Source organism: Paenibacillus sp. LRG-1, assembly GCF_057220305.1.
The window spans coordinates 211,274-223,032 of record NZ_CM170126.1 but is presented as its reverse complement, the minus strand read 5'-3'; the positions used below and the strand labels follow the sequence as shown (position 1 = coordinate 223,032).

The window sequence follows — 11,759 nt, the reverse complement described above, 5'->3', positions numbered from 1 at the left end:
ACGGCATCCCTGCCTGTCCAAAATCTAAAAAAAGCCCCCGTTTCCCGCGAAACGAAGGCTTAAGGTACATATTTATCTTATTTTGCAAAAAATGCAACTAAAACAGAAACGATCATAAAACCCGCACCCAAAACAGCAGTTGCACGTTGTAAAATCAAATCCATACCGCGAGCTTTTGTTTTGCCGAACAGATGCTCAGCACCGCCAGAGATGGCACCGGACAAACCTGCGCTTTTCCCCTTTTGCAGTAAAACAACCGCAATAACAGCAATCGAGAACACAACGAGCAGCACTTTCAAAAAGATTTCCATGAAAAATCCCACCTCCTGAGCTTATACATCTGTTTTGCAAAACAACACAGCCTCTTTTATGAAAACATGTACATATCATGTTATAAATAGCCGGAAATTAACGCAAAACACTATTTTTATTCTACCACAGCTTCCAGTAGATAACAACAGTTATACAAGTCACTCAGCCATTAAGCCTTTGCAAAGTTATGTATTCTCATACACATCCATAATAACAAAAAAACAGACCTGCCCGCGGTGGCGAGTAGGTCTGTTTTTTAATGCGTAAAAGCTTTGAGCGTTGAGACTTCGTGATCATGAACCATGAGTCAGAGGCGCCATCAGCATTTTTGCGCAATATTATTTTTTCAGGTTGTAGAAAGATTTCAGGCCGTGGTATTGAGCCAGTTCACCCAGTTGATCCTCAATGCGGAGCAATTGGTTGTACTTCGCAATACGGTCAGTACGGGAAGGAGCACCTGTTTTAATTTGGCCTGCATTTGTTGCAACAGCGATATCAGCGATTGTGCTGTCTTCGGATTCACCGGAACGGTGAGAGATGACAGCTGTGTATCCTGCGCGTTTAGCCAATTCGATAGCATCGAAAGTTTCAGTCAGCGTACCGATTTGGTTTACTTTGATCAGGATGGAGTTACCGATGTTTTCATCGATACCTTTAGCCAGACGCTCTGTGTTTGTTACGAACAGGTCGTCACCAACCAATTGGATTTTGTTGCCCAATTTTTCAGTGAGCAATTTCCAACCTTCCCAGTCATCTTCGGAGCAACCATCTTCAATAGTGATGATTGGGTATTTATCAACCCAAGAAGCAAGCAGGTCAACGAACTCAGCAGAAGTGAAGGATTTGCCTTCGCCTTCCAATGTGTATTTTCCATCTTTGAAGAACTCAGTGGAGGCAACGTCCATACCGAGGAATACGTCAACACCTGGTTTGTAACCAGCTTTTTCGATCGCTTCGATAATAGTGGACAGAGCTTCTTCGTTAGATTTGAAGTTAGGAGCAAAACCACCTTCATCACCAACAGCTGTGTTCAAACCTTTGGAGTTCAGTACGGATTTCAGGTTGTGGAAGATTTCTGCGCCTACACGCAGAGCTTCTTTGAATGTAGGAGCGCCTACAGGCAGAACCATGAACTCTTGTACGTCAACGTTATTGTCGGCATGAGCGCCACCGTTAACGATGTTCATCATTGGCACTGGCAATTGTTTAGCATTGAATCCGCCCAGGTAAGTGTACAGTGGCAAGCCCAGAGCTTCAGCAGCAGCGCGAGCTACAGCCATGGATACAGCCAGAATTGCGTTTGCACCCAATTTACCTTTGTTATGTGTACCATCCAATTTGATCATCAGCGTGTCGATTTCTACTTGGTTCACAGCATCCAAGCCGATTACTTCAGGAGCAATAATTTCGTTCACGTTTTTAACAGCTTGCAGAACGCCTTTACCCAGGTAACGGGATTTATCGTTATCACGAAGCTCTACAGCTTCGTGAGCGCCTGTGGAGGCACCGGAAGGAACGATAGCACTACCGATAGCACCGGATTCCAGATATACTTCAACTTCAACCGTTGGGTTACCACGGGAGTCGAGGACTTCGCGAGCGTACACGTCAGAAATAATAGTCATTTGTACTTAATCTCCTTTGTGAATCATGATTTATTGGTCAAGCCTATACTTATTAAATCAAGCTTACTTGCGGGATGCAATCATAGATTTTCCTGTCATTTCCGCAGGTTGCGGAAGTTGCATCAAATCCAGAAGCGTTGGAGCTACGTCAGCCAGTATTCCATGCTCACGCAAAACGATATTTTCGTCAGTCAAAATGAACGGAACCGGATTAGTTGTGTGAGCTGTGAACGGACGTCCCTGCTCATCAATTTCCATATCCGCGTTACCATGGTCAGCAATGATAATAACCACGCCGCCTTTGGCTTTAACCGCATCTACAACACGTCCAACACATTCATCCGTCGTCTCTACCGCCTTAATCGTTGGCTCCAGCATACCGGAGTGTCCAACCATATCCGGATTGGCAAAGTTCAGGATAATCGCATCATGCTTGTCGGCTTCGATTTCCTTAACAGCAGCATCCGCTACTTCATACGCACTCATTTCCGGCTGCAAGTCATATGTAGCCACTTTAGGCGAGTTGATCAAAATACGAGTTTCGCCAGGAAGCTCCACATCACGTCCGCCACTGAAAAAGAAAGTAACGTGCGGATATTTTTCAGTCTCAGCAATACGCAATTGCTTTTTGTTGTTTTGAACCAACACTTCACCAAACGTGTTATCCAGGTTTTTCGGTTCGTAAGCTACAAAGCCTTCAACCGTTTCGCTGAACAACGTCAGGCAAACAAAGTGCAAATCTTTAGGCAATTTCGGGCCACGGTCAAAACCACGGAAGTCCGCGTTTGTAAATACCTGAGACAGTTGAATCGCACGGTCAGGACGGAAATTGAGGAAGATAACAGAGTCATTGCTTTCGACCAGCCCTACAGGACTTCCGTCAGCCTTCACAATAACCGTTGGCTCCACAAATTCGTCGAACACTGATTTTTCATACGATTCTTTCAATGCTTCCATTGGATCTGTGTATTGAGGGCCTTCTCCGTATACGATTGCACGGTAAGATTTCTCCACACGTTCCCAACGTTTGTCGCGGTCCATAGCATAATAGCGTCCTTGTACAGTCGCAATTTTGCCTACGCCCACTTCTTGAATTTTGGCGATCAGTTGCTGCATGAAGCCTACGCCGCTGTCAGGCATAACGTCGCGTCCATCCATGAAAGCATGAATGTACACTTCAGTTAAGCCTTCTTTTTTCGCCAAGTCCAGCATAGCGAACAGATGGCTGATATGGCTATGCACGCCACCGTCAGACAACAGTCCGTACAGGTGAAGTTTCGTGTTGTTCTTCTTAGCATGTTGCACTGCTTTAACCAGTGTTTCATTGTCGTAGAACTCGCCGTCACGAATGGACTTCGAAATACGAGTCAAGTCTTGATATACAATTCGGCCTGCGCCGATGTTCAAGTGACCTACTTCGGAGTTACCCATTTGTCCTTCAGGCAGACCCACTGCTTCGCCAGAAGCCGTCAGCGTTGTATGAGGATACTGTTGTAAATACCGGTCGTAATTCGGTTTGTTGGCCTGCGCAACCGCATTACCTTCTACGTTGTCACGCAATCCGAACCCGTCCATAATAATTAAAGCTACCGGTTTTGGTGCTGTCATCTTACTTCGCCCCCTCAACAAGCGCGATGTACGACGCCGGTTGAAGACTGGCACCGCCCACAAGCGCGCCGTCGATATCGCTTTGACCCAGGTACTCAGTAACATTTTCAGGTTTTACACTGCCACCATACTGAATACGTACAGCATTTGCTGTATTTTCATCATACAGCTCTTTAATCAGACTACGGATATAGGAAATCACTTCATTCGCATCCTGCGAAGTGGAGGATTTGCCTGTTCCGATGGCCCAGATTGGCTCATAAGCAACAACTACTTGTGCAGCCTGATCCTTAGCCAAACCAGCAAAAGCTGCTACAGTTTGCACTTTTACAACCTCTTTGGTTTGTCCAGCTTCACGATCTTCCAGCTTTTCGCCTACACATACGATTGGAGTCAGGTCATGACGGAATGCCGCATGAACCTTTTTGTTCACCGTTTCGTCTGTTTCATTAAAATATTCACGACGCTCGGAGTGTCCGATCACAACGTAGTCTACGCCCAGATCTTTCAGCATTCCACCGCTAATTTCACCTGTAAATGCGCCATCTTCTGCAAAGTGCAGGTTTTGTGCTCCAATTTTAATAGACGTGCCTTTTACTGCTTCAACCAGAGCAGGAAGATTTGTAAATGGTGCGCAAATCACGCTTTCCACTCCTGCAACCTCTGCTTTGCCTTTGATCTCTTCGATGAAAGTTTTAGCTTCTGGTACGGTTTTAAACATCTTCCAGTTACCCGCGATAATCGGTGTTCTCAATGGTTTCAACTCCTAACTATTAGGTGCCCTAAAGCTTTATTCACGCATAGTGCGTTTGATTATTTATCGTTCAGTGCAACAACACCCGGAAGTGCTTTGCCTTCCATAAATTCCAGAGATGCGCCGCCGCCAGTGGAGATATGATCCATTTTGTCAGCCAAGTGGAATTTTTCAGCCGCAGCCGCAGAATCACCGCCACCAATGATGGTGTATGCTTCTGTTGTTGCGCAAGCTTCCGCTACTTCACGAGTACCACCAGCGAAAGGCTCGATTTCAAATACGCCCATTGGTCCGTTCCAAACAACCAATTTGGAGTTTTTGATAACATCTGCATAGATTTTACGTGTTTTCGGTCCGATGTCCACGCCTTCCCAATCTGAAGGAATGCCGTCGATATCCACAATGTTTGTGTTCGCCGTAGCGCTGAAATCGTCAGATACCACAATATCAACCGGAAGGTAGAAGTTTTTGCCGAGCTTCTTCGCTTTTTCAATAAATCCAAGAGCTACGTCCAATTTTGATTCATCCAGTAGGGATTGACCCACTTCATGACCTTGAGCTTTGAAGAATGTATAAGCCAAACCGCCACCAATGATTACGTTATCTGCAATGTTCAGCAGGTTGTCAATCACGTCGATTTTGTCTTTTACCTTGGAACCGCCGATAATGGCTGTAAAAGGACGATCTGGGTTTGAAAGAGCTTTACCGATTACAGACAATTCTTTCTCCATCAGCAGGCCGGAAACAGCCGGAAGAAGATGCGCGATACCTTCTGTGGAAGCATGAGCACGGTGTGCTGCACCAAATGCGTCATTCACGAAAACGTCTGCCAATTCAGCAAATTGCTTCGCCAATTCAGGATCATTCTTTTCTTCTCCTGCATAGAAACGTACATTTTCAAGCAACAGCACGTCGCCGTTTTGCAGTTCAGCCACTTTCGCTTTAACAGCTTCGCCTACCGATTCGTCCACTTTAACTACTGGTTTTTTCAGCAGCTCAGACAAACGTACGCCAACAGGAGTCAGACGCATGGATTCAACAACCTGACCTTTTGGACGTCCAAAGTGACTCGCCAAAATAACTTTTGCACCTTTTTCAATCAGGTAGTTAATGGTTGGCAAGGTTTCACGAATACGCTTGTCATCCGTAATTTTACCGTCCTCAACCGGAACGTTAAAATCTACACGAACAAACACCCGTTTTCCATTCAGTTCTATATCACGTACGCTCTTTTTGTTCATCTCCATATTCCTCCGCACCCTTATAATTTTACGAATCAGGAATTCAAGGCACATTTGATATATAAAGAGCGGAAACAATAACCTGTTTCCGCTCTATGATGTTGCTCAATAAGACTGTTCTTATTTAGCCAGTTTTGCGAAGTATTCCAACGTGCGGATCAATTGTGCAGTGTAAGACATTTCATTGTCATACCAAGCTACAGTTTTCACCAGTTGTTTGTCGCCAACAGTCAGAACTTTAGTTTGAGTTGCATCAAACAAAGAACCGAAAGTAAGACCTTTGATGTCGGAAGAAACGATTTGATCTTCAGTGTATCCATAAGTTTCAGGATCGGAAGCTTCTTTCATCGCAGCGTTGATTTCTTCAGCAGTTACGTTTTTCTCCAGAACTGTTACCAGCTCAGTCAGGGAACCTGTAGGTACTGGAACACGTTGAGCCGCGCCATCCAATTTACCTTTCAACTCAGGGATAACCAAACCGATTGCTTTAGCAGCACCAGTTGTGTTAGGAATGATGTTTTCAGCTGCTGCACGAGCACGACGGAAGTCTCCTTTAGCATGTGGAGCATCCAAAGTGTTTTGGTCGCCAGTGTAAGCATGAATTGTAGTCATCAAGCCTTCAACGATACCAAATTTATCTTGCAGTGTTTTAGCCATAGGAGCCAGGCAGTTTGTTGTGCAAGAAGCACCGGAGATTACAGTTTCAGTTCCGTCCAGAATTTCATGGTTTACGTTGTAAACGACAGTTTTCATGTCGCCAGTAGCTGGAGCGGAGATAACAACTTTTTTAGCGCCGCCTTTCAAATGTTTCTCAGCAGCTTCTTTAGTTGTGAAGAAACCTGTACATTCCAGAACGATGTCTACACCCAGGTCTCCCCAAGGCAGTTCTTCAGGGTTGCGGTTAGCCAAAACTTTAACTTCTTTACCGTTTACTTTGAAGAAGCCGTCATGTACTTCTACTTGTCCTTGGAAATTACCTTGTGTTGTATCATATTTCAACAAATGTGCCAACATTTTGGAATCTGTCAAGTCATTGATTGCTACTACTTCAATACCTTCCACATTTTGAATCCGGCGGAAAGCAAGGCGTCCAATACGTCCGAAACCGTTAATACCAACTTTAACTGTCATGAGTGAGTTCCTCCCAAAGTTCGTTTAGTTTAGTTTTATATATTCAAGACAGACCCGAAAGCCCGTCAAGACAACAATATTCATAAATCCTATATTAATCATTTAAATAACGACTTACAATCTCAACAGCAGCGCCTTCGTCGGTGACTAGAATGTCCTCTTGCCCGAAACGCAGTACCGCATGAATAGCGGCCGCCTTGTTTTTGCCTCCAGCTACACCTAGAACCGTATCGGTACGCCTAATGTCCTCCAATCGGAGTCCAAGCGTCAGCATTCTGTGAACAACGACGCCATCTTCGTTAAAGTAATAACCAAACGATTCGGCTACCGCTCCTTCACTGCTGATCTGGGCAAAGGTTTCGGGATCAAGTTTACGTCTATGTGCCATCGCTATGGCGTTGCCTATCCCGTGAATGATGATACGACTCTCGCGAATCAGGTTCAATATATCCTGAATGTTCGTATCTTCAAGCAAGGAGTTGTAAGCATGATTGCTGAGCAAATCCGGTACATGGAGCAGACGGTATTGAGCGCCTACCTTGCGAGCCATTGTGGAAGCAATTGTGTTGGCCTGCATTTCCATGCTTTCTCCCAAACCCCCGCGTGCCGGTACAAACCACCCACCCTTAAGTGGGCCATTAGAAGGTAGTGCCAGTTGTTCCGCCACGTCGGCAATTGTCGTGCCACCTGTTACAGCGACCACATCCTCGTCGTCCATAACACTCAGCAACGCTTTTGCTCCAGCGCGCCCCAGCTCCTGCTTTGTTAACGGAGAAGCATCCGAATCCCCTGGAACGACAACCACCTTCCTCAAACCATAGGCTTGACGAATCTGGTCCTCCAATTGGGACAGGCCGAACAAGTTGTTCGCAATCGGCTCCAGCTGTTCCAGCAGATCCAGTCCTGCTTTGCTCACCTTCATGCCTACACTCTCAATCTCAATTAGCCCCTGAGCTTTAAGAAGATCGGTTTCGGCGCGCAACACGCGCTCAGTCATGTTCAGTGAAGCTGCCAGTGTTCTGCGTCCAACAACATCGGACAGCATAATCTGATGCAGGATCGTGTACCTTTTTTTCAAAACATCCATGAGGTCGGGCAGAAGCTGCTTCTGTATTTCTAATATCTTTCGCATGCTTTCCACTCCCGCACACTTCTAAGTTCTGTCTCTAATGCTCTATCTCTAACTGGTCTCAAAACGTCCCGGGATAACTTTTTAAGTCCCACGTATATCTTAACCAATATTTGCTCCATATGCAAGTCTATCTGAACCTATATTTCTCAACCATTTATCTGAATATGCGCATTTAATAAAAGCTTGCAATTCACTGCTGTATATCATATAATCATCTTTGTTTCCAATTAGCTGTTTAATTAGTTAGTTGTTTGCATTGAATCAACTATGCGCCCGTGGTCCAACGGATATGACGTAGGCCTCCGGAGCCTGAGATCGAGGTTCGATTCCTCGCGGGCGCGCCATTTTAAATGAACGCTTAGATGCTTCTATATAATGTTTTAACCAATAAGAGCGCTGAGGGCTCTTTTTTTTTAATCATTAGTTTGACTTTCTTTGACTTTTTGTTTGAAATTGTTTATCATGTGGTTATTACGGTAACAGTTTATAAATAAGGGACGTGTAATCGGCATGTCCACCAAATCCACTAACGATATTTAAGGGAGGTTTTTTGACGTGAGCTATGTTCCTATGGTAGTAGAACAAAGTAACCGCGGCGAACGCGCCTATGACATTTATTCCAGACTGTTAAAGGATCGCATTATTTTGTTAGGCTCGGACGTCAATGACGTTGTAGCCAACTCTATAATTGCGCAAATGCTGTTTTTGGCTGCCGAAGATCCTGAAAAAGATATTCACTTGTATATTAACAGCCCTGGCGGTTCCATTACAGCTGGTATGGCCATTTTCGATACGATGCAATACATTAAACCTGACGTATCTACGATTTGCGTAGGTATGGCGGCTTCCATGGGCGCGTTTTTGCTGAATGCAGGCGCCAAAGGTAAACGTTTCGCTTTGCCAAACAGTGAAATTATGATTCACCAACCACTGGGTGGTGCACAAGGTCAGGCAACGGATATCGAAATCCGCGCACGCCGCATTCTGAAAATGCGTGATAAACTGAACCGCATTCTCGCAGATCGCACAGGCCAACCACTGGAGCGCATTGAAAAAGATACAGACCGTGACTACTTCATGTCTGCTGATGATGCCAAGGAATACGGTATTATTGATAAAGTGCTAACTAGCTCCTCTCCAGAAGGTGTATAAGAGAAGAAATTCACCTCTTTCGATAACTGGTAAATGAAAAAGCTGCTCCGGACTTTCTTATCCGGTAGGCAGCTTTTTTGCATTATTGTTTTTTAGGTTATAGACAATTGGACTTATTTATTTCTACTATTCATTCTGTCCCGCAAAAGGCTTTTCGCCTTGAGGCAGCAATTGACCGAACGAGTAGGTAAACTCCGGAATTCCATACGCGTATGGCGCATAATCATACAAATCAAACACGATTGTTACTCCACTGTTCGTCACATAAAAATTCTGATCTGCCGCCAGCTCTTTAAATTTGCCGAATCCTTCGCCAGCCTGAAGTGCATCGATTTTTTTCTTCAAATCAGCATTGAGGAACTTTTTGTAGTTCGGATTTGCCTTCAATACGTCAGACAATTGCTGCAGTTTACCATCAGCGAGCGAAAACGTATATCCTTTACGTGCCGTCATGCCATGTGCGCCACCCGTATACGAGTAGTCCTGCATAATCACACTCAGAATACCATCTTTGTTATAGGCAATCGCAAGATCATTTCCAAACTCATACGGTCTTTCTGTTGTAGCCTCTCCCTCAGCCATCATCTTTTTGCCTGCTGCCAATATACCTTCTGCATGCTTTTTAAGCACATTGTTAATGGCCTGTTGAGCCTCAGAATTCAGCTGGCTACCGCTGATTTGCGGGTACTTAATCTTGTAGGACACCTTCGCACTACTCGAAGCTGGAAGTGTTTGAGACGCAATTGTAATCGGATTTAGCTGGCTTTTACTCAGCGTTACTGTTTTCTGAGCTGCATTCCATTGAGCATCTATGCCCAGATAGTCTTTCAGCAAACTCATAGGAATGTATAGCTTCCCAGCGATCTGTTTGGCATCCATACTACGTGTATTGATTCCATTGACGTTGACGTAGGCATCCGAGGAAGAAGCCATAATGTAAAGTTTATTGTACCCGCTACCTACGGTATATGTCGCTGTTTTCGCATCATAGCTTACTGGAATCCCCAAGCTGTCGCGCAGTGCGGCCACCGGAATCATTGTACTCCCGTTCACTTGGACACCTTTAGCGGGCAACGTTTTACCATTCCATTGGATGCTGATTCCTGGTTGCCGTGTTGTCGCTTGCTGCTGTTTCGTCGATGCTGCCTGGATATAGGAAACGGGAACAGCTGTGACTCCTGCGAAAATCCCTGCCGCCAGCAGTGCTGAACCCCATTTTATTGCATGCTTACTCATATTAAATATTCCTCCTGTTAATGATCTGTATTGTCTATGTGTGATAACTACTTTTAATATTATATCTATACCCTATTGTATGTAGTTTACAATCTGTACACTCTCCGATTTCAATATGTACACCTAATAACCCTTAGCTATGACAGACTCATTACAAAAAGGTTTCGGTATACAAAAAAAGCCAGCAAGCCAGCCTGCACATGATGCAGGCCGCTTGTGGCTTCGTTTGATGATCTATATTAGTTCATTTCGTATTGAGCCGACACCTGAACTTTCACTGTTACTTGCCCCGATTGTATCTCTGTCCCGCCACCTGCTACGTCCAAGAGCGATTTTGACATGGCATTTTCACGTTGTGTAAAGATTTGTGCTTCTCCGCCATCTACCGTCACACTCACAAGGACACCTAACCCTCGTTTGGCTGCCTTAGCTACAGCACTGGCTTTAGATTGTGCGCTTCCCAATGCCTTAGTAATGGCTTCTTCTTCATAAGTCGAAGGATCTTCCACGGAAAAACGTACATTATCTACGTTATTGGCTCCGGACTTGGTCGCCTCATCCAACAACTGACCGATTTTATCCAAATCGCGGTATTTGACGGAAAGTGTATGGTTGGCAGTGTAGCCTTTGAGCTTCTGCCCTTCTTTTTCGTTATAGGTGTAGTTAGGCTGTACATAAAACTGGCTGGTCTGAATGTCATCTGCGCTAATGCTCCACTTTTCTTTCAGCAGTTGTGTAACCTTGTTCAATTTTGTAGCATTGGCTTTTTGAGCAGCGGCTGCCGTATTCCCTTCCGATTGTACACCGATAGAGAGATAAGCAATATCGGGCTTCGCCAATACTTCCCCGCTTCCAGTCACATTAATTACACCGTTTACCGTCGAAGCTGTTGACGCAGCATAAGCACGATCTGCCCCCGTCCATAATCCTCCTGCTACTCCCCCTGCCATTAATGCTCCTGCGAGAACTGCCGTGGCTACTGTTTTTGTCCAAAGTCTCATTGAATTCAACCTCTTTCTTGAAAATGTTTGTACCTTCCAGACGGAAAAGACGGAAAAAGGTTGCAGCCAAGCGTACAAATTTCCGAAACAGAGCATGACCACGGGGATTTTAATTATTTATAGTTTGAACTTAATACGGTGTCTATATTCAACAAATCCATCCATAAAACAGTTAACGGAGGAGTTTTCGAAGACTTTTTTCTGGATACAAAAAAAGCCCCAAAGGGGCTTTTCACTAAGAGCATACACCATATCACAAAGCAAATCTTTGTTTATTGATTTTCCAGCTCTACCTTACTAACCAGACTTACTAAAGCGTTTACAGCCTGTTCGGCGTCCGCACCTTCAGCACTAATATTGATTTCAGTACCTGTACTGATGGCAAGACTCATAATACCCATGATGCTCTTGGCATTAACCTTTTTGTCTTCTTTTTCCACAAAAATCTCAGATGAATATTTATTCGCTTCCTGTACGAACAACGCAGCAGGTCTGGCGTGCAGTCCTGTTTTCAAGCGTACGACTACCGGATGTTTTGACATGTCAGCTTACCCCCTCATCAAATAA

Annotated in this window: 11 protein-coding genes and 1 tRNA gene; 2 read left to right on the top strand and 10 right to left on the bottom strand. The window is 44.8% G+C overall.

Features of this window, described 5'->3' with window-relative positions:
* Positions 1-77: 77 nt before the first annotated feature.
* The 7 genes from secG to ACUUJN_RS00965 form a co-directional block, all read right to left on the bottom strand.
* Positions 78-311 (bottom strand): preprotein translocase subunit SecG, encoded by a 234-nt coding sequence (gene secG / locus ACUUJN_RS00995; protein ID WP_013308268.1) that lies wholly within the window; start codon positions 309-311, stop codon positions 78-80.
* A 339-nt stretch (positions 312-650) separates the two neighbouring features.
* On the bottom strand, positions 651-1,937 hold the full coding sequence (gene eno / locus ACUUJN_RS00990; RefSeq protein ID WP_013308266.1) for a phosphopyruvate hydratase: 1,287 nt from the start codon (positions 1,935-1,937) through the stop codon (positions 651-653).
* Between the two features lie 63 nt (positions 1,938-2,000).
* Positions 2,001-3,545 (bottom strand): 2,3-bisphosphoglycerate-independent phosphoglycerate mutase, encoded by a 1,545-nt coding sequence (gpmI, locus tag ACUUJN_RS00985; protein WP_023986491.1) that lies wholly within the window; start codon positions 3,543-3,545, stop codon positions 2,001-2,003.
* A gap of 1 nt (position 3,546) precedes the next feature.
* Positions 3,547-4,299, bottom strand: coding sequence for a triose-phosphate isomerase (gene tpiA, locus ACUUJN_RS00980; RefSeq protein WP_023986490.1), 753 nt, complete (start codon positions 4,297-4,299; stop codon positions 3,547-3,549).
* Between the two features lie 59 nt (positions 4,300-4,358).
* Entirely contained in the window at positions 4,359-5,540 is a 1,182-nt protein-coding gene (locus ACUUJN_RS00975; RefSeq protein ID WP_023986489.1) for a phosphoglycerate kinase, read from the bottom strand.
* Positions 5,541-5,660: 120 nt separating this feature from the next.
* Complete coding sequence (gap, locus tag ACUUJN_RS00970; RefSeq protein WP_023986488.1) at positions 5,661-6,671, bottom strand: type I glyceraldehyde-3-phosphate dehydrogenase; 1,011 nt, start codon at positions 6,669-6,671, stop codon at positions 5,661-5,663.
* A 94-nt stretch (positions 6,672-6,765) separates the two neighbouring features.
* Entirely contained in the window at positions 6,766-7,803 is a 1,038-nt protein-coding gene (locus ACUUJN_RS00965) for a sugar-binding transcriptional regulator (RefSeq protein ID WP_023986487.1), read from the bottom strand.
* Positions 7,804-8,072: 269 nt separating this feature from the next.
* Here ACUUJN_RS00965 and ACUUJN_RS00960 point away from each other — a divergent pair.
* Both ACUUJN_RS00960 and clpP read left to right on the top strand, forming a co-directional pair.
* Positions 8,073-8,147, top strand: a tRNA-Arg gene (locus ACUUJN_RS00960).
* A 211-nt stretch (positions 8,148-8,358) separates the two neighbouring features.
* A complete protein-coding gene (gene clpP, locus ACUUJN_RS00955; protein WP_013368815.1) occupies positions 8,359-8,955 on the top strand; it encodes an ATP-dependent Clp endopeptidase proteolytic subunit ClpP in 597 nt (198 codons plus the stop codon).
* A 126-nt stretch (positions 8,956-9,081) separates the two neighbouring features.
* On the opposite strand, the gene ACUUJN_RS00950 is transcribed toward clpP, so the two are convergent.
* The 3 genes from ACUUJN_RS00950 to ACUUJN_RS00940 form a co-directional block, all read right to left on the bottom strand.
* The gene (locus tag ACUUJN_RS00950) at positions 9,082-10,191 is read right to left on the bottom strand and encodes a PdaC/SigV domain-containing protein (RefSeq protein ID WP_484669159.1); all 1,110 of its coding nucleotides are present in this window, start codon (positions 10,189-10,191) and stop codon (positions 9,082-9,084) included.
* Between the two features lie 239 nt (positions 10,192-10,430).
* The gene (locus ACUUJN_RS00945; protein ID WP_076159786.1) at positions 10,431-11,192 is read right to left on the bottom strand and encodes an SIMPL domain-containing protein; all 762 of its coding nucleotides are present in this window, start codon (positions 11,190-11,192) and stop codon (positions 10,431-10,433) included.
* Between the two features lie 272 nt (positions 11,193-11,464).
* On the bottom strand, positions 11,465-11,734 hold the full coding sequence (locus ACUUJN_RS00940; RefSeq protein ID WP_013368811.1) for an HPr family phosphocarrier protein: 270 nt from the start codon (positions 11,732-11,734) through the stop codon (positions 11,465-11,467).
* Between the last annotated feature and the right edge of the window lie 25 nt (positions 11,735-11,759).

Bases quoted from the DNA above. Each gene is read 5' to 3' on its own strand.
- ACUUJN_RS00950 (WP_484669159.1), bottom strand. From the start codon at position 10,191: ATGAGTAAGCATGCAATAAAATGGGGTTCAGCACTGCTGGCGGCAGGG.
- secG (WP_013308268.1), bottom strand. From the start codon at position 311: ATGGAAATCTTTTTGAAAGTGCTGCTCGTTGTGTTCTCGATTGCTGTT.
- ACUUJN_RS00975 (WP_023986489.1), bottom strand. From the start codon at position 5,540: ATGAACAAAAAGAGCGTACGTGATATAGAACTGAATGGAAAACGGGTG.
- ACUUJN_RS00945 (WP_076159786.1), bottom strand. From the start codon at position 11,192: ATGAGACTTTGGACAAAAACAGTAGCCACGGCAGTTCTCGCAGGAGCA.
- ACUUJN_RS00965 (WP_023986487.1), bottom strand. From the start codon at position 7,803: ATGCGAAAGATATTAGAAATACAGAAGCAGCTTCTGCCCGACCTCATG.
- eno (WP_013308266.1), bottom strand. From the start codon at position 1,937: ATGACTATTATTTCTGACGTGTACGCTCGCGAAGTCCTCGACTCCCGT.
- gpmI (WP_023986491.1), bottom strand. From the start codon at position 3,545: ATGACAGCACCAAAACCGGTAGCTTTAATTATTATGGACGGGTTCGGA.
- gap (WP_023986488.1), bottom strand. From the start codon at position 6,671: ATGACAGTTAAAGTTGGTATTAACGGTTTCGGACGTATTGGACGCCTT.
- ACUUJN_RS00940 (WP_013368811.1), bottom strand. From the start codon at position 11,734: ATGTCAAAACATCCGGTAGTCGTACGCTTGAAAACAGGACTGCACGCC.